This window comes from Pseudomonas rhodesiae (assembly GCF_013285305.1).
GTDB classification, from domain to species: Bacteria; Pseudomonadota; Gammaproteobacteria; order Pseudomonadales; family Pseudomonadaceae; genus Aquipseudomonas; species Aquipseudomonas rhodesiae.
The window spans coordinates 921401-939554 of record NZ_CP054205.1; the positions used below are offsets into that span (position 1 = coordinate 921401).

Here is an 18154-nt window from a genome sequence, read left to right on the forward strand (position 1 = left end):
AGTGCCTGAAGTTATTGCGTTTCTATTACAGCGTTATGACGGAGTCAGTGGATTCCGATGAAAAGATGGCACTTTGCTTTGATGTGCGCGCCGCCTGTACGCGGTTGCGTCCTCCACCTTTGGCGCGGTACAGCGCCTCGTCGGCCTGGGCCGCCATCATCAGGCTGTCGGAACCGTCGCACAACTCCACCAGGCCGGCGCTGAAGGTGCACCACAGATCATGGGGCTGGGCGGGGTAGTGGATTTCGGCAAAGCGTTCGCGAATTTCATCCAGCACCTTGCAGGCCGATTCCAGGTCGGTGTCGGGCATGACGATGGCGAACTCCTCACCGCCGTAGCGCCCGATAAAGTCGGTCTTGCGCAACCGCTGCTTAAGAAACAGCGCCAGGCTCTTGATCACGCGGTCGCCCATCGGGTGGCCGTGGCTGTCATTGACGCGCTTGAAGTGGTCGATATCGAGCATGGCAAAGCTCAGCGGCTTGTTTTCGCGGCGCGCGCGGAAGCTGCAGTCTTCGAGCAGTTGCAGGATATGGGTGTGGTTGTACAGACCGGTCAGGCTGTCGCGCACCATCCGCGCCTTGAGGTTACGGGCGCGGGCCGCGCGGTTGCGCACGGTGGTGATCAGGTGGCGCGGCTTGATCGGCTTGGTGAGGAAGTCGTCGCCGCCCTCGCTCATGGCATCCAGTTGCTTGTCCAGATCGTCCTCGGCCGACAGGTAGATGATCGGCACGCTCACATAACGGTCATTGTGGCGGATCACCTTGGCCAGCTCGGTGCCGGTGCAGGCGGGCATGTACATGTCGAGGATGATCAGGTCGGGCTGGAAGTCCGCCAGTTCGGCCATGGCCTGGATCGGCTCGATCAAGGTGCGGGTGACGATGCCGGCGCTGTTGAGCAGGCGCTCGGTATGCAGGGCCTGGGCCCGCGAGTCATCGATGATCAGCACTTTATAAGGTTCGTACTGGGCGACGCAGGTCAGCACTTCGATCTTTTCCAGCAGGCTGGAGGCTTCCAGCGTGCCGGTGAGGAATTCCTGGCCCCCGGCGCGAACGGCGGCCAGGCGCGTGGGGGTGTCGGTTTCGTGCAGGCTGAAAAACAGCAGCGGCAGTTTTTGCTCCAGGCCTTCTTGGGCTTCGGCAGCGAGCTTGAGGCCCAGCCCGGTGCCGCAGAAATCCACGTCCATCACGATGGCAGATGGCAGGCGCTCGGCCATGGACGAGCGAAATGCCGCTACGCTGTCCAGGGACTGTGCGCTCATACCAAAGAATTCCAATTGCTTGGCCAGGCGCTCGGCACGGTCGTGATCGGCCAGCATCACGTAGATCGGCTTGCGCATCGGCGGCAGAAAGGTTTGTTCCAGCTGGTCGCCCTGGCGCAGGCCGGTGCGGGACAAACGCTGCATCAAACGGTTGAGTTCAGTGATCAACTGGCTGCTCAGGCGGCCGCGGTTTTCGTCCACCGCTTTAAGGGATTCGCCGATATGGTGAGCCAGTTGACCGTGCTCGGGCTGTTCGAAGCGCTCGGCAAAGCGCAGCAGGCGTAAATTGGCTTCGCTGAGTTCGGAGAGGTCGGCGCTCGACCATTCGCTGCGTTGCAGGCGCTGCCAGATCTCAAGAATTTGACGTGCCTGATGAATTACCCGCTGGGCAAAGTGCTGCTTGAGGCGCTCACGGCTGGGGTCTTCTGGCTCGGTCATATCCTGACTACTAGGTGAGGGTGCATGCTGAGGTTGACTGATGGCTCTATGCTAGCACCTCTTTTCATGGGAATGAGTGTCATACGTCAATTAACTGTGCGTCTTCGCTATTCAGTTACTGACTCGGTGGTCGCGCTGCGAAAAAAAACGTGCATCCTTATATAGACGAACACGCCCGATACGCCAGTTTGGATAAAACCCCCACACCGACCGGCACGATGGGGTAGGGTTGTGGTCGGAGTGTTTTGAACGCACGCCCTCAATTCAAGTGCATGAACTCAAGTGATTGAAAGGATATCGCCATGCTGGACTGGAAAAACCGTGCAGGCAGTGCCACCGGCCCCGCGCCTGAACCCAAATCGACCAACCGCGGCTATTTTCGTACGCTGCTGATGAGTCGGGCCGTACTCAGCGTACTCGGCCTGTACCTGTTGGTCACCGGCGCTCTGGGCTGGTATTGGAGCGAAGAGCCGGCGTTGTTTCCGGTCCAGCAAAATGCGCAGATCGCTGCCGACAAAGACGGCAAGCAGATGGTCGTGGGCTTCACCACCGTTGAAACCCTCAAGACTGTGGTCGGCACGCTGTTGAACAAACCCGGTGGCTACATTTCTAACGACCGCTTCCCGCCGGGCCTGTGGATGGACAACATGCCCAGCTGGGAATACGGCGTGCTGGTACAGGTGCGCGATCTGACCCGCGCTCTGCGTAAGGACTTCGCCCGCTCCCAGTCCCAATCGGCTGAAGACGCTGACTTGGCCAAGGCCGAGCCACGCTTCAACTTCGACAACAAGAGCTGGGTGCTGCCGTCCAGTGAGTCCGAGTACCAGGAAGGCATCAATTCCCTGAGCCGCTACGAAGCGCGCCTCTCCGATCCCAACCAGAAAGGCGCGCTGTTCTACGCCCGCGCCGACAACCTGAACAATTGGCTGGGCGATGTCGCCACGCGCCTGGGTTCGTTGTCCCAGCGCCTGTCGGCCAGCGTCGGTCGGGTCAAACTCAACACTGCGTTGAAAACCGAGGCGCTCGCGCCGGGTGAAGTGCCGCAGGTTGACGAAGAAGTGGTGGAAACACCGTGGATGCAGATCGACAACGTGTTCTACGAAGCCCGTGGTCAGGCCTGGGCCTTGTCTCACCTGCTGCGTGCGATCGAAGTCGACTTTGCCGATGTGCTGGCCAAGAAGAACGCCACCGTCAGCGTGCGCCAGATCATTCGTGAGCTGGAAGCCTCGCAAGAGCCGGTGTGGAGCCCAATGATCCTCAATGGCAGCGGTTTTGGCGTGCTGGCCAACCATTCGCTGGTCATGGCCAATTACATTTCCCGGGCCAACGCTGCGGTGATCGACCTGCGTCAACTGCTCAACCAGGGTTGATGATGGATGCCAGTCAACGGGAGGAGGCCCATCGCGCGGCCTCCGATGCCGAGCTGATCTGTTGGGTCGACGAGCAGGACAACCTGCTCGGCCACCTCGTCAGGTCCGATCTGCGTGCGCGTGGCTTGATCGGCCGCTGCACGTTTATCTTCCTCTTCAACTCCAAGGGTCAGCTGTGCGTGCATCGGCGCACCCTGAGCAAAGCCCTGTACCCAGGGTTTTGGGACACGGCGGCGGGTGGAATGGTCGCGGCGGGTGAGTCTTACGCGGTGTCGGCGGCCCGTGAATTGGAAGAAGAGTTGGGCGTGGGCGGGGTGGATCTGGTCGAACATGACCATTTCTATTTCGAGGATGGTGACAGTCGGCTCTGGTGTAAATCCTATTCAGCCGTGTGGGATGGCCCTCTGCGGTTACAGCCAGAAGAGGTGATGGAGGCGCGCTTTTTACCCATCAGCAAAGTCTTGCGGGACGCCAAGAAAAAACCTTACTGCCCTGACGCTCAAGAGGGCTTGCGCCGCTATCTGGCCTTGCGTCGCTAAAGTTGCATGAAATGGCGCCATTTGGCTCTTAGCAAGCGTGCTTTTTGCCGTTACACTGCGCGACTTTTCACCCGCGTCGCTTTGGCGATTCGGTAGCGCTGCCCCTGCCTGAGTGGGGCTTCGCGGTCGGCTGACCCTTTTGGGGGCCGATCAGTCTTCATCCTCCCAAGAGGATTGCCGGTGGCCAAAAAAGCCGCATCCTTCGCCGCCCTTGGTGGCCTGGTATTTTCCACCGACGCAGGTCGACACTGCCCGGACTGTCGTCAGCCCGTGGATGCCTGCATCTGCAAACAGACCCTGATTCCCGAAGGCGACGGTATTGCCCGCGTGCGACGCGAGAGCAAGGGCCGTGGCGGCAAGACGGTGACCACCATCACCGGCGTGCCCCTGGCCGCGGAGCCCCTCAAGGAACTGGCCACCACGCTGAAAAAGCGCTGTGGCACCGGTGGCGCGTTGAAAGACGGCGTCATCGAGATCCAGGGCGACCACGTCGAGCTGTTATTGGCCGAGCTGATCAAGCTGGGATACAAGGCCAAGAAGTCCGGCGGCTGAGCCTCTTACCGGCCAGTGTCTAAACTCTGTCCTGCGAGTGGGGTCTACCTCTCTTACAGGCAAATCGTCATTTTCATTCTTTAGACTGCGCCGGCCTCGAACCCGAGGCGGTGCCTTCGACTTCATTTATAGGGGACTTCGATGTCCGTACGACGCACACGCAAAGACGATGGCAGCCAATGGACCGTTGCGGACAGCCGCAGTGTTTATGGGATCCGCCATTGGGGGGCCGGGTATTTCGCGATCAATGACGCCGGTCGCGTTGAAGTTCGTCCAAACGGCCCGAACAGCACGCCCGTCGACCTTTACGAGCAAGTCGACGAACTGCGCAAAAGCGGTCTTTCGCTGCCGCTGCTGGTGCGCTTCCCCGACATCTTGCAAGACCGCGTGCGCCAACTGACCGGTGCTTTCGATTCCAACATCGAACGCCTGGAGTACCAGAGCAAGTACACCGCGCTGTACCCGATCAAGGTGAACCAGCAGGAAGCGGTGATCGAGAACATCATCGCCACCCAGAACGTTTCCATTGGCCTCGAAGCCGGCTCCAAGCCCGAGCTGCTGGCCGTGCTGGCGTTGGCACCAAAGGGCGGCACCATCGTTTGCAACGGTTACAAGGACCGTGAGTTCATCCGTCTGGCGCTGATGGGCCAGAAGCTGGGCCACAACGTGTTTATCGTGATCGAAAAAGAATCCGAAGTCGGCCTGGTGATCGAAGAGGCCGCGAGCCTCAAGGTCAAGCCTCAGGTGGGCTTGCGCGTGCGCTTGTCGTCCTTGGCGTCGAGCAAGTGGGCGGACACCGGTGGCGAGAAATCCAAGTTCGGTTTGTCGGCCGCGCAGTTGCTGTCGGTGGTCGAGCGCTTCCGCGCCGCAGGCCTGGATCAGGGCATTCGTCTGCTGCACTTCCACATGGGCTCGCAGATCGCCAACCTGGCGGACTACCAGCACGGCTTCAAAGAGGCCATTCGTTATTACGGCGAACTGCGTAACCTCGGCCTGCCGGTGGATCACATCGACGTCGGCGGTGGCCTGGGCGTGGACTACGACGGTACTCACTCGCGTAACGCCAGCTCCATCAACTACGACATGGACGACTACGCCGGCGTGGTGGTTGGCATGCTCAAGGAGTTCTGCGACGCGCAGAGCCTGCCGCATCCGAACATTTTCTCCGAAAGCGGCCGTTCGCTGACCGCCCACCACGCCATGCTGGTGGTGCAGGTGACCGACGTCGAGAAACACAACGACGAAATCCCGCTGATCGAGAACAAGGAAAGCCTGCCGGAAACCGTGCAATGGCTGGTGGACCTGCTCGGCCCGACCGACATCGAAATGGTCACCGAAACCTACTGGCGCGCTACCCACTACATGAGCGACGTGGCTGCCCAGTACGCCGACGGCAAACTGACCCTTTCGGAAAAAGCCCTGGCCGAACAGTGCTACTTCGCCGTGTGCCGTCGCCTGCATAACTCGCTGAAAGCCCGCCAGCGCTCGCACCGCCAAGTACTGGACGAACTCAACGACAAACTGGCCGATAAGTACATCTGCAACTTCTCGGTCTTCCAGAGCCTGCCCGACACCTGGGCCATCGGCCAAGTGCTGCCGATCCTGCCGCTGCACCGTCTCGACGAAGAGCCGCTGCGCCGTGCGGTACTGCAGGACCTGACCTGCGACTCCGACGGCAAGATCAAGCAATACGTCGACGAGCAGAGCATCGAAACCAGCCTGCCGGTACACGCCCTGAAGGAAGGCGAGGACTACCTGCTGGGTATCTTCCTGGTCGGCGCCTACCAGGAAATTCTCGGCGACATGCACAACCTGTTTGGCGACACCGACTCGGTGAACATCTACCAGCGTGAAGACGGCTCGGTGTACAGCGCCGGGATCGAAACCCACGACACCATCGAAGACATGCTGCGCTACGTGCACTTGTCGCCGGAAGAGTTGATGACGCACTACCGTGACAAGTGCGCCAGCGCGAAGATCAGCGCGTCGGAGCGTACCCAGTTCCTGGATGCGTTGCGTCTGGGGCTGACGCGTTCGTCCTACTTGTCTTCCTGATACCGTCTTGAGCGACGCACGGTGTTTTCCGTGCGTCGTATCGGCGGGCGCTTCAGTGCACTTTCAGGCACACACTGTGCCCGCATTGAGCGGTATTGAACTCAAGGCTAAGTCGGTCAATTCTGTCAACGTTACCGTTTCTACGGTGCACCATGACAACTCGGTCATCAATGGGCAGCTCAACTCGACCTTTTGGCCCAAGTTGGTGAACATCGGCTTCTTGGGTGACTATCAGATTGAACTGGGTGCTGTTTTCCACCTCCAGCATGCCCTGAACATTGGCCGGCCCTTGCCCATTAGTGCAGCCAGCAGTGGTTGCGAGTGTGCAAGCGGCGGCCATCCACAGTGCTTTCGTGATGTTCATATCCGACTCTCCTTGAATGTATGGGATGGGGATTACCCATGACCATTCAACGCCCGGCGGGTCGGTTTGTAACCTGTGAAAACTAACAGGTCGGATCGCCAAACCATTGGTTCTTTTTGCTCAAGCGCCACGCGATAACCCACAAGGTTAAACTGCGCAGCGCCATAAACAGCAGGAAGCTGATCCACAACCCGTGATTGCCCAGCCCCTGCAAGACCCACGCGAACGGCAGCACGATCAATACCGTCAACAACATCCCATCGCGCATTTCCCGCGCCCGCGTGGCACCGATAAACAGCCCATCCAGCAGATAACTCCACACCGCAATCAAGGGCAGTACCGCCAGGTAAGGCAGGTAGGTGTCGGCGGTTTCGCGCACGCTGGGGATATCGGTCTGCATGGCGATAAACAGATGGCCGGCGACGCTGAACAACAATGCAAATCCAAGGCTGGCGATCAGTGACCAGCCACCGGCCACTACCAGCGAGCGGCGCAAGGTTTGCCGGTCCCGTGCGCCGATGGCGTGACCGCACAGTGCCTCCACCGCGTGGGCCAGGCCGTCCAGGGCGTGGGCGGTCAGCAGTAGGCCGTTGAGCAGCAGCGCATTGGCCGCCACGGTGGCGTCGCCCAGGCGCGCGCCTTGCACCGTGATCATGAAAAACACTGACTGCAACGCCAGGCTGCGGATAAAAATGTCGCGGTTGACCGCCAGCAACGGGCGCCAGCTCTGCCAGCGCTTGAGGGCCGCCCAGGCGATATGCCCGGGGTAGGCGCGTAGGGCTTTTTGCGTGAGGGCCAGGCCAAGCAAGGCACCGGTCCACTCGGCGATGACCGAGGCGCGTGCCGACCCCGCGACGCCCCACTCCAGGCCAAGCACGAACCAAAGGTTCAGGGCGATATTGACCAAGTTGGTGGTCAGCAGAATCGCCAGCGGCGCGCGGGCGTTCTGCGTGCCGAGGAACCAGCCAACCAGCGCATAGCTGGCCAGTGCAGCGGGCAGGCCGAACAGGCGGGTGTGGAAAAAATCCCGGGTCAGTTGATTCAGTTGCGCGGACGGCTGCATCCATTCCAGTGCCATATGGCTCAGGGGGATGCCCACCGTGCCCAGCAATATGGCCAGCCCAAGCGCCAGCAGCAAGCCTTGCAGCAGGATCTGTCGCAGCGCTGCGCCATCCTTGCGCCCGGCGGCCTGAGCGGCGAAACCAGTGGAGCCCATGCGCAGAAAACCCATGGCCCAGGCCAAAAAGGTGTACAGGCTGGCACCCACGGCCACCGCGCCCAATTGGTGGGCATGCGGCAAATGGCCGATCACCATGCTGTCGACCAGGGCAACCAACGGCACCGAGATGTTCGACAGAATCATCGGCGCAGCCAGGGCCCATACGCGGCGGTGGGTGGGGCGGTCGCGCCAGTCGGTCAGTAAGGTGGACATGCAGGCTCCTTGGGGGAACGACATTGTAACCATCCATTAGCCATGCAGCAGAGCCAATGTGGGAGGCGGCTGTGGGATTTGGCTGGGGGTTTCAAACGGCTGCGAACCAACCCACCCTCCGTCGGTCAATGTGACCAGCACCACATCGGCCCCGCTCGGGCTGATATATAGTTCACACCCCCGGTTCCCTCTGACAACGAGTGCCCCATGCTTAACAAAGGATTGTTCCTGGCCTGCGCCCTGGCCCTGCTGAGCGCCTGCGATTCTTCCGATAAACCCACTGCGCCCACCGCACCCGTGGCGATCACCAGCACCGCCCCCAAGCCGATCAAAGCGGCGGTGGATGTGGCGGCGCTGAAGCAGCGCTACGCCGGGCGTGAATTAAGCGTGGTAGACGTGTCCGAGGTGCAGTTGGACGGTGCCAGCACGCTATCGGTGAGCTTCTCCATTCCCCTGGACCCGGAGCAGAAGTTTGCCGACAAGCTGCACCTGGTCGACAGTAAGTCCGGCAAGGTCGACGGCGCCTGGGAACTCTCCGATAACCTGATGGAATTGCGCCTGCGTCACCTCGAACCGCAGCGCAAACTGGTGCTCACCGTCGACGCCGGGCTCAAGGCCGTCAACGATAGTAAACTCGCCGCCGAGCACATCGCCCGCCTGGAAACCCGAGACCTGCAAGCCACCGTCGGCTTCGCCAGTCGCGGCACCCTGCTGCCGACGCGCCTGGCCGAGGGCCTGCCGGTGATCGCGCTGAACGTCGACAAAATCGACGTCGAATTCTTCCGCATCAAGCCCGAGTCCCTGCCGTCGTTCCTGGCGCAGTGGGGGCGCAATACCAGCCTGCAAAGTTACGAGTCCCGCGAGTTGCTGCCCATGGCCGATCTGGTCTACGGCGGGCGTTTCGATTTGAACCCTGCGCGCAATACCCGCGAAACCCTGCTGCTGCCGATCGCTGGCCTCAAGCAATTACAGCAGCCAGGCGTATACCTGGCGGTGATGCGTGCGTCGGGCACGTATAACTATTCCCAACCGGCCACGCTGTTCACCCTGAGCGACATTGGCCTGTCGGTGCACCGCTACAGCAATCGCCTCGACGTTTTTACCCAGGCCCTGGAAGGCGGCAAAGCCCTGAATGACGTGGACCTGGAAGTGCTGGATGGCGATGGCCGCGTGCTGGCCGAGGGCAAGACCGAAAAGGGCGGCCACGCGCAGTTGCCGCTGCCGAAAAAAGCCCAGGTGTTGTTGGCCAAACAGGGTGAGCAGACCAGCCTGTTGCGCCTGGATAGCGCCGCGCTGGACCTGGCCGAATTCGACATCGGCGGCCAGCCGTCCCACCCCTTGCAGTTCTTTGTATTCGGCCCGCGCGACCTGTATCGCCCAGGCGAAACCGTGCTGCTCAACGCCTTGCTGCGGGACAAGGACGGCAACACGGTCAAGCCGCAGCCGGTGAGCGTCGAAGTGCGTCGTCCGGATGAACAGGTCAGCCGCAAATTCGTGTGGGATGCCGACGCGTCCGGCCTCTATCAATACGCCCTGCAATTGGCCGGCGAAGCGCCGACCGGGCGCTGGCAACTGGTGTTCGACCTGGGCGACGGCAAGCCGCAGTTGTACGAATTCCTCGTTGAAGACTTCCTGCCCGAACGCTTGGCCCTGGAACTCAAGGGCAGCGACACGCCGTTGAGCCCGGCGGACAGCCCGCAAATCCAGCTCACGGGGCGCTACCTCTACGGCGCGCCGGCTTCGGGTAACCGGGTGAGCGGCCAGGTTTATGTGCGGCCGTTGCGCGAGGCGGTCAAGTCGCTGCCGGGCTACGAGTTCGGTTCCGTCACCGAGGAGGACCTGAGCCAGGATTTCGAGATCGACGAAAACGTGCTCGACGCCAAGGGCCAGGAGGTTCTGAGCCTGGAGAGCAAGTGGGCCGAGGCCAAGTCGCCGCTGCAACTGATCGTGCAGGCCAGCCTGCATGAGTCGGGCGGGCGGCCGATCACTCGGCGCCTGGTGCAGCCGATCTGGCCGGCCAAGCAACTGCCGGGCCTGCGCGGGCTGTTTGACGGCAAGGAAACCAATGGCGACGGCCCGGCGGAATTCGAAGTGCTGCTGGCCAACCAGGACGGCCAGAAGCTTGCCGCGCCCAACCTCAAGGTGCGCCTGGTGCGCGAGCGCCGTGACTACTACTGGAACTACTCCGACAACGACGGCTGGAGCTACCACTACAACGAAAAATTCCTCAACCTCGACGAGCAGACCCTCAACATCAAGGCCGGTGATACCGCCAAGGTCAGCTTCCAGGTGGAGTGGGGGCCGTATCGCGTCGAGGTCGAAGACCCGCAGACCGGCCTAGTCAGCAGCCTGCGTTTCTGGGCCGGTTATCAGGCCCAGGACAACACCGAAGGCGGCGCCGTGCGCCCCGATCAGGTCAAGCTGGCGCTGGATAAGCCAGCCTATGGCGATGGCGATACCGCTAACATCACGGTCACGCCGCCGGCCGCCGGTAAGGGTTACTTGCTGGTGGAATCCGCCGAAGGGCCGCTGTGGTGGCAGGAAATCGACGTGCCGGCCGAAGGCAAGAGTTTTGCCGTGAAGCTTGACCCGAAATGGTCGCGCCATGACCTGTATGTCAGCGCCCTGGTGATTCGTCCCGGCGAGCGCAAAGCCAATATCACCCCGAAACGCGCGGTGGGCCTGCTGCACTTGCCCCTGGATCGCACCCAGCGCAAGCTCGGCGTGACCCTCAGCGCTCCGGAAAAAATGCGTCCCAAGCAGCCGCTCACGGTGAAGGTCGCAGCCAGGAATGCCGACGGCAGCGTGCCTAAACAAGTGCATGTGCTGGTGGCAGCGGTGGACGTGGGCATCCTCAATATCACCGAATATCCGACGCCCGACCCGTACGCCAGCCTGTTCGGCCGTAAGGCTTATGGCGTGGATCAGTTCGACATCTACGGCCAGTTGATCGAAGCCGGCCAGGGCCGTCTGGCCAGCCTGGCGTTCGGCGGTGACGCGGCGTTGGCCAAAGGTGGCAAACGCCCTGACACCAGCCTGACCATCGTGGCGCTGCAAAGCGCGCCGGTGACGTTGAATGACAAGGGCGAGGGTGAAGTCAGCGTCAATATTCCTGACTTCAACGGCGAGTTGCGCCTGATGGCCCAGGCTTGGAGCGATGACCGCTACGGCATGGCCGAAGCCAAGACCGTAGTCGCCGCACCCCTGGTGGCCGAACTGTCGGCGCCGCGCTTCCTGGCCGGCGGCGACCAGACGAGCCTGGCGTTGGACCTGTCCAACCTGTCGGGCAAGGCGCAGAAGCTCGATGTGCAACTGAGTGCCGAAGGCCAGTTGGAACTGGTCGATGCCGGCGCGCAATCGGTCGAACTCAAGCAAGGCCAGCGCACCACGCTGCGCATCCCGGTGAAAGCCTGGGGCGGGCTGGGGCAGGGCAAGCTCAAGGTCACCGTCAATGGCCTGGACCTGCCGGGCGAACAGCTGCCGCCGTTCAGCCGCGAATGGACGTTGGGCGTGCGCCCAGCCTACCCGGCGCTGCTCAAGCATTACCGCGCGGTGCTCAAAAGCGAACCGTGGAGCTTGCCCGTTGGCACGCTGGATCAATTCGATGCCTCGGGGCGTGAAGCCTTGCTGAGCCTGTCGAGCCGGCCGCCGTTGAACCTGGGCGCGCAGATCAGTGCGCTCAAGGCCTATCCCTACGGTTGCCTGGAGCAGACCGCCAGCGGCCTGTATCCCTCGCTGTATGCCGATGACGCGTTGCTCAAGCGCCTGGGTATCAAGGGTGAGTCGGACGCCGAGCGCAAGCGCAAAATCGAACTGGGCATCGAACGCCTGCTGGGCATGCAGCGCTATAACGGCAGCTTTGGCTTGTGGGGTGCCGATGGCGAAGAGGAATATTGGCTGACCGCGTACGTCACCGACTTCCTGCTGCGCGCCCGTGACCAGGGTTTTGCCGTACCGGCCGAGGCCCTGAAAAAAGCCAGCGAGCGCCTGCTGCGTTATGTGCAGGAGCGCAACCTGATCGACGTCGACTACAGCGACAACGCCGACCACACCCGCTTCGCCGTGCAGGCTTATGCCGGCATGGTCCTGGCGCGCAGCCAGCAGGCGCCGTTAGGGGCGTTGCGCAGTCTGTTCGAGCGGCGCAGCGATGCGCGCTCGGGGTTGCCGTTGGTGCAGTTGGCGATTGCCCTGCAGAAAATGGGCGACCAACCGCGTGCCGATCAAGCCTTGCTCGCCGGCCTTGCCGCACAGCGCAGTAACAAGGATTGGCTGGCCGATTACGGCAGCCCATTGCGCGATCAGGCGATGATCCTGGCGCTGCTTGAAGAAAACGACCTAGCCAAGGGCAAGCGCGAGGAGCGGCTGTTTACCTTGTCGGATCAATTGGCGGCCAGCCCGTATCTGTCGACCCAGGAGCGCAATTCGCTGTTCCTCGCCGGGCGTCTGGGGTTCGCGCAACCGGAGGCCAACTGGCAAGTGTCGCTTACCGGCAGCGGCGGGGTGCATGAGTTGAATAATCAGCAGTCGACACTGGCATTGGACGGCAAGCTGCTGTCCGCCGACCTGGCCCTGAGCAATCAGGGGGAGACGCCGGTGTACCAGCAACTGACGATCTCCGGTTACCCACAAGTCCCGCCGGCACCGGGGGGCGACAACCTGAGCATCCGCCGCGAGTACCTGGGCATGAACGGTCAGCCGTTGAACCTGCGCAACCTCAACAGCGGCGATCTGGTGCTGGTGCATGTGGCAGTCAAAGCCAAGCAACGGGTGCCGGACGCTCTGGTGGTGGATTTGCTCCCCGCAGGCCTGGAGCTGGAAAACCAGAACCTGGCACAAAGCGCCGCCAGCCTGGATAACGCCAGCAGCCAAGTGAAGGAGTGGCGTGAGTCGATGCAGAACGCATCGCTCAAGCACCAGGAGTTCCGCGATGACCGCTACGTGGCGGCCTTGAATCTGGACAGCGATGTCACCACGCACCTGCTGTACCTGGCGCGTGCCGTAACGCCGGGCACCTATCGCGTGCCGCCGCCGCAGGTGGAGTCGATGTATCGGCCGAACTGGCAGGCGGTGGGTGAGACCCCGGCGGATCTGGTGATCAAGGGGCGCTGATTTCTCAACTCGGAATCGGCGCTAATGTGAGAGGGAGCTTGCTCCCGATGGCGGTGGGTCAGTTGCCAGGTGCGTTGACTGGAGCGCTGCTATCGGGGGCAAGCCCCCTCCCACAGGGGGCTGTGGCGTGCTTAACGTTAATGCACGACCCAACTGAGCAGCCACAGGCCGAGCATCAGCCAGATGATGCCCATGATGATCGACGCCCGCATAAAGGCGCGTACGGCCGAGTAGAGCAGCATCAGGCCGATGATCAGGGTGATGATGCTGATGATCGAAGTGTCCATGCCCAAGGTGCGGGACAGGCCTTCGACGAAGTTGCTGCCGGCGTGGGTCAGGGCGCCGAACAGTCCGCTGAGGCCGTCGACGATAAAGCGGATGACGGAACCGAGCGCCTGGCCCAGCCATTCGAAGAAGCTTTCTACCTGCATATATGTGTCCTGATCAAAAGGTGGGCGGGTGTGTGCCTTTGGTTGTTATTGCAGCGGGCTAGTTCCCCACAAGCATAGAGGTTTGCCGGTTTGAGGTTTCGTTTATTCATGGCTGGATTCACTCGGCTCCCACGGTTGCTGCGCTGGTTTATGGGTGCTGTGCTGTCAGTGATTGCGCTGCTGTGGCTGGCTGACCGCATCTGGCCCTTGCCGCTGCCTCAGGATGATTTGGCGCGGGTGGTGCTGGCCGAGGATGGCACGCCGTTGTGGCGATTTGCCGATGCCGACGGCGTGTGGCGCTATCCGGTGCAGACCAGTGAGGTGTCGCCGTATTACCTCGATGCGCTGCTCACCTATGAAGACCGCTGGTTTTATCAGCATCCGGGGGTGAACCCGCTGGCGTTGGTGCGGGCGACCTGGCAGAACCTGGCCGGGGAACGGGTGGTGTCGGGTGGCAGTACCCTGTCGATGCAGGTGGCGCGCCTGCTGGACCCGCACTCGCGCACCTTGCACGGCAAGTTGCGTCAGTTGTGGCGCACAGCCCAGTTGGAGTGGCACCTGTCCAAGGCCGAGATCCTCAACCTGTACCTCAACCGCGCGCCCTTCGGTGGCACCTTGCAGGGCGTGGCGGCGGCCAGTTGGGCGTACCTGGGCAAATCCCCGGCGCAGTTGACCCACGCCGAGGCCGCGTTGCTGGCGGTATTACCACAGGCGCCCAGCCGCCTGCGCCCGGATCGCCATCCGCAACGTGCGCAGCAGGCCCGCGATAAGGTGCTGCGGCGCCTCGCCGAATTCCAGGTATGGCCGCAAACGGCGGTCGATGAAGCCCTGGAAGAACCGCTGCTGCTCGCTCCGCGCCAGGAGCCCAGCCTCGCGCCGTTGCTTGCGCGACGCCTGAACCGTCCCGACAGCCCGCCGTTGATCCGCACCACCCTGGACGCCTCCTTGCAGCGCCGTCTGGAAGACCTGCTGCTGGGCTGGCGTGCGCGTCTGCCGGAGCACACCTCGGCCGCGATCCTGGTGGTAGAAGAAGAAACCATGGCGGTGCGCGCCTACTTGGGTTCGGTGGACATCAACGATGCCAGGCGCTTCGGGCATGTGGACATGGTCAGCGCCTTGCGCTCGCCGGGCTCCACCTTGAAACCCTTCCTGTACGGCATGGCGCTGGACGACGGCTTGATTCATTCCGAGTCGCTGCTGCAGGACGTGCCTCGGCGCTACGGCGATTACCGCCCGGGCAACTTTTCCATGGGCTTTACCGGTGCGGTGCCGGCGAGTACGGCGCTGTCCAGTTCCCTCAACCTGCCGGCGGTGCAGTTGCTTGAAGCCTACGGGCCCAAGCGTTTTGCCGCGCAGATGCGCATCGGCGGCGTGCCCCTGGCGCTGCCGGCGCTGGCCGAGCCGAATTTGGCGCTGATTCTGGGCGGCGCCGGCAGCCGCCTTGAGGATCTGGTGAGCGGCTACAGCGCTTTCGCCCGCGACGGCAAGAGCGCCACTCTGCGCTTTCAACCGGACGATACGCTCAGAGAGCGGCCGTTACTGTCGCCAGGTGCCGCCTGGATTGTGCGGCGCATCCTCAGCGGCCAGGCCCGGCCGGACCGCGACCCGCGCGCCGAGTTGGTCCAGCGCCCGGTGCTGGCCTGGAAAACCGGCACCAGCTACGGCTTTCGCGATGCCTGGGCGATTGGTGTGGGGCCGCGCTACTTGATCGGCATCTGGATCGGCCGCCCGGACGGCACGCCCGTGCCCGGTCAGTTCGGTCTGGCGTCGGCGGCGCCACTGATGCTGCAAGTGCACGATGTGCTGACCAACCGCGACAGCCAGCGCGGTATCAGCGCGCCGGTCAAAGCGGTGCCGGCCAATGTCGGCGTGGCGGCGATCTGTTGGCCGCTGGGCCAGCCTATGAGCCGCACCGACCCCAATTGCCGACGCCAGCGCTTTGCCTGGACCCTGGACAACACCACGCCGCCGACCTTGCAGGCATTGGATCAACCGCTCAGCGTAGGGCTGATGGAAAACGTGTGGGTCAACGCCAAAGGCTTGCGAGTGGATGCCCACTGCCCCGGCGCGCAGGCCAGGAATATCGCCCTATGGCCTGCGCCGCTGGAGCCCTGGTTGCCCAGGGCCGAACGCCGTGAAGCACGCATTCCGGCGGCCGACCCGGACTGCCCGCCACCGGCCTTGGCGGCCTCTTCACCGCTGTCGATTGTCGGCGTGCGCGAAGGCGACCAACTGCGCCTGCCGGCCGGCAGCCAGCAGGCTTTGCAGCTGAAGCTATCGGCCCTGGGCGGCAGCGGCCGGCGCTGGTGGTTCCTCAACGGCGCGCCACTGGGCGACAGTGCCAACCAGGGCAGCATCAATGCCAGTTTCGAGCGCTTGGGCCGCTATCAGCTCAGTGTGTTGGATGAGGCCGGTCAAACCGCCAGGCTTGAATTCAGCGTGGTGGATTAGGGCCTCATCGGGGGCAAGCCCCCTCCCACTTTTTGTTATGTAAATGCATTCAAATGTGGGAGGGGGCTTGCCCCCGATGGCGGCCTGAAGGCGACTCACTGCGCGGCCGGCAGCCAGCAGGCTTTGCAGTTGAAGCTATCGGCCCTGGGCGGCAGTGGCCGGCGCTGGTGGTTCCTCAACGGCGCGCCACTGGGCGACAGTGCCAACCAGGGCAGCATCAATGCCAGCTTCGAGCGCTTGGGCCGCTATCAGCTCAGTGTGCTGGATGAGGCCGGTCAAACCGCCCGGCTTGAATTCAGCGTGGTGGATTAGGGCCTCATCGGGGGCAAGCCCCTCCCACTTTTTGTTATGTAAATGCATTCAAATGTGGGAGGGGGCTTGCCCCCGATGGCGGCCTGAAGGCGACTCACTGCGCGGCCGGCAGCCAGCAGGCTTTGCAGTTGAAGCTATCCGCCCTGGGCGGCAGCGGCCGGCGCTGGTGGTTCCTCAACGGCGCGCCACTGGGCGACAGTGCCAACCAGGACAGCATCAATGCCAGCTTCGAGCGCTTGGGCCGCTATCAGCTCAGTGTGTTGGATGAGGCCGGTCAAACCGCCAGGCTTGAATTCAGCGTGGTGGATTAGGGCCTCATCGGGGGCAAGCCCCCTCCCACTTTTTGGTATGTAAATGCATTCAAATGTGGGAGGGGGCTTGCCCCCGATGGCGGCCTGAAGGCGACTCACTGCGCGGCCGGCAGCCAGCAGGCTTTGCAGTTGAAGCTATCGGCCCTGGGCGGCAGCGGCCGGCTCAACGGCGCGCCACTGGGCGACAGTGCCAACCAGGGCAGCATCAATGCCAGCTTCGAGCGCTTGGGCCGCTATCAGCTCAGTGTGCTGGATGAGGCCGGTCAAACCGCCAGGCTTGTATTCAGCGTGGTGGATTAGGGCCTCATCGGGGGCAAGCCCCCTCCCACTTTTTGATATGTAAATGCATTCAAATGTGGGAGGGGGCTTGCCCCCGATGGCGGCCTGAAGGCCATCCCAGGTGATTCACTTGCCTTCAACGCTCATCCCCCCGAAGCTATACACCTTCAGGAGCCCGCCCCATGAACCTCGAACACCTCACCGAACGCCTGCATCGCATCCGCGATACCAACGACTGGAAACCGTTTCACAGCCCGAAAAACCTGGCCATGGCCGCCAGTGTGGAAATGGCCGAGTTGGTGGAAATCTTCCAATGGCTCACCGAAGACCAATCCCGCCAATTGCCCGCCGACAAACTCGCCCACGCCGGCCAGGAAGTCGGCGATATCGTGTTGTATCTGTTGTTGCTGTGCAGTGAGCTGGGCCTGGACATGAACGAGGTGGTGCGCGCCAAACTGGCCGATAGCGAACGGCGGTTTATCCATGAGTGACCGTCACTTCGACCAACTGGCCACGCGCTTCGCCGAAAAAATCTATGGCGGCGCCAAAGGCGCGATCCGCCTGGCGGTGTTGCAGGCCGACCTAACCGAAGCCTTGCCGCAGCGCCCTTTGCGCGTGCTGGATATCGGTGCCGGGCTCGGGCATATGTCCCTGTGGCTGGCCGAGCGTGGGCATCAGGTGACGCTGGCCGAACCCGCCGCGCCGATGCTCGAAGGTGCTCGCCAACGCTTCGCCGAAGCCGGGCAGCACGCTACCTTCATCCACGCGCCGTGGCAGGAACTGCTCGGCCAGCTCACCGAACCCTATGACCTGGTGCTGTGCCACGCCGTGCTGGAGTGGCTGGCCGAACCCCACGCCATCCTGCCGGTGTTGCATCAGCTGACCGCGCCGGGGGGCTGGTTGTCCCTGGCGTTCTACAACCGCGATGCGCTGATCTACCGCAACCTGCTCAAAGGCCATTTCCGCAAAATGCGCAAGAACGACATGGCCGGCGAAAAGCAAAGCCTTACTCCGCAACAGCCCCTCGACCCGCGAGAGCTGGCGGCGCAACTCGAAGGGTTGTGGCAGGTCGAAAGCCAAAGTGGCGTGCGGGTGTTCCACGACTATATGCCGGTGGAGTTCCAGGCCCGCGCCGCCTTGCAGGATCTTGTCGAGATGGAGCTCGCTCATCGTCGTCACCCAAGCTTTGCCGGACTTGGGCGTTATTTGCACTGGATCTGCCGTCCGGTTTAAGCGGTTCAGTCTGCGGAGGT

At 62.5% G+C, this 18154-nt stretch carries 12 protein-coding genes and 3 pseudogenes; 11 read left to right on the forward strand and 4 right to left on the reverse strand.

Features of this window, described 5'->3' with window-relative positions; all coding sequences use genetic code 11:
- Positions 1 to 25 precede the first annotated feature (25 nt).
- On the reverse strand, positions 26 to 1696 hold the full coding sequence (locus tag HRH33_RS03955) for a response regulator (protein WP_034136709.1): 1671 nt from the start codon (positions 1694 to 1696) through the stop codon (positions 26 to 28).
- Between the two features lie 302 nt (positions 1697 to 1998).
- Here HRH33_RS03955 and HRH33_RS03960 point away from each other — a divergent pair, with 302 nt between their 5' ends.
- The 4 genes from HRH33_RS03960 to speA all read left to right on the forward strand — a co-directional run bounded on the left by HRH33_RS03960 (position 1999) and on the right by speA (position 6212).
- On the forward strand, positions 1999 to 3066 hold the full coding sequence (locus tag HRH33_RS03960) for a DUF2333 family protein (protein ID WP_034136710.1): 1068 nt from the start codon (positions 1999 to 2001) through the stop codon (positions 3064 to 3066).
- Positions 3067 to 3068: 2 nt separating this feature from the next.
- Positions 3069 to 3605: an NUDIX hydrolase gene (locus HRH33_RS03965; RefSeq protein WP_034136711.1), complete on the forward strand. Its 537-nt coding sequence runs from the start codon at positions 3069 to 3071 to the stop codon at positions 3603 to 3605.
- A 180-nt stretch (positions 3606 to 3785) separates the two neighbouring features.
- Positions 3786 to 4157 carry a translation initiation factor Sui1 gene (locus tag HRH33_RS03970; RefSeq protein WP_034095690.1) on the forward strand — a complete coding sequence of 124 codons (372 nt, stop codon included), beginning with the start codon at positions 3786 to 3788 and terminating at the stop codon, positions 4155 to 4157.
- A 141-nt stretch (positions 4158 to 4298) separates the two neighbouring features.
- Positions 4299 to 6212, forward strand: coding sequence for an arginine decarboxylase (gene speA / locus HRH33_RS03975; RefSeq protein WP_034136712.1), 1914 nt, complete (start codon positions 4299 to 4301; stop codon positions 6210 to 6212).
- Between the two features lie 52 nt (positions 6213 to 6264).
- On the opposite strand, the gene HRH33_RS03980 is transcribed toward speA, so the two are convergent.
- Together HRH33_RS03980 and HRH33_RS03985 are read right to left on the reverse strand one after the other, a co-directional pair.
- Entirely contained in the window at positions 6265 to 6576 is a 312-nt protein-coding gene (locus tag HRH33_RS03980; RefSeq protein ID WP_167416828.1) for a hypothetical protein, read from the reverse strand.
- 82 nt (positions 6577 to 6658) lie between these two features.
- Complete coding sequence (locus HRH33_RS03985) at positions 6659 to 8008, reverse strand: MATE family efflux transporter (protein ID WP_167416829.1); 1350 nt, start codon at positions 8006 to 8008, stop codon at positions 6659 to 6661.
- A 207-nt stretch (positions 8009 to 8215) separates the two neighbouring features.
- Here HRH33_RS03985 and HRH33_RS03990 point away from each other — a divergent pair, with 207 nt between their 5' ends.
- Positions 8216 to 13117 carry an alpha-2-macroglobulin family protein gene (locus HRH33_RS03990; RefSeq protein WP_167416830.1) on the forward strand — a complete coding sequence of 1634 codons (4902 nt, stop codon included), beginning with the start codon at positions 8216 to 8218 and terminating at the stop codon, positions 13115 to 13117.
- Positions 13118 to 13254: 137 nt separating this feature from the next.
- On the opposite strand, the gene HRH33_RS03995 is transcribed toward HRH33_RS03990, so the two are convergent.
- Positions 13255 to 13548 carry a hypothetical protein gene (locus HRH33_RS03995; protein WP_034095695.1) on the reverse strand — a complete coding sequence of 98 codons (294 nt, stop codon included), beginning with the start codon at positions 13546 to 13548 and terminating at the stop codon, positions 13255 to 13257.
- Between the two features lie 108 nt (positions 13549 to 13656).
- Here HRH33_RS03995 and pbpC point away from each other — a divergent pair, with 108 nt between their 5' ends.
- The 6 genes and pseudogenes from pbpC to HRH33_RS04025 all read left to right on the forward strand — a co-directional run bounded on the left by pbpC (position 13657) and on the right by HRH33_RS04025 (position 18134).
- Positions 13657 to 15999: a peptidoglycan glycosyltransferase PbpC gene (pbpC, locus tag HRH33_RS04000; protein ID WP_167416831.1), complete on the forward strand. Its 2343-nt coding sequence runs from the start codon at positions 13657 to 13659 to the stop codon at positions 15997 to 15999.
- Between the two features lie 105 nt (positions 16000 to 16104).
- Positions 16105 to 16311: pseudogene (locus HRH33_RS04005) on the forward strand (hypothetical protein); the annotation flags it as partial.
- Positions 16312 to 16415: 104 nt separating this feature from the next.
- A pseudogene (locus HRH33_RS04010) lies at positions 16416 to 16622 on the forward strand (hypothetical protein); the annotation flags it as partial.
- Positions 16623 to 16727: 105 nt separating this feature from the next.
- Positions 16728 to 16922 (forward strand): annotated as a pseudogene (locus tag HRH33_RS04015) (hypothetical protein); the annotation flags it as partial.
- A gap of 161 nt (positions 16923 to 17083) precedes the next feature.
- Positions 17084 to 17392, forward strand: coding sequence for a MazG-like family protein (locus tag HRH33_RS04020; RefSeq protein WP_034136718.1), 309 nt, complete (start codon positions 17084 to 17086; stop codon positions 17390 to 17392).
- The gene (locus tag HRH33_RS04025) at positions 17385 to 18134 is read left to right on the forward strand and encodes a methyltransferase (protein WP_123479508.1); all 750 of its coding nucleotides are present in this window, start codon (positions 17385 to 17387) and stop codon (positions 18132 to 18134) included. The genes HRH33_RS04020 and HRH33_RS04025 overlap by 8 nt, the downstream gene beginning before the upstream one ends.
- Positions 18135 to 18154 lie beyond the last annotated feature (20 nt).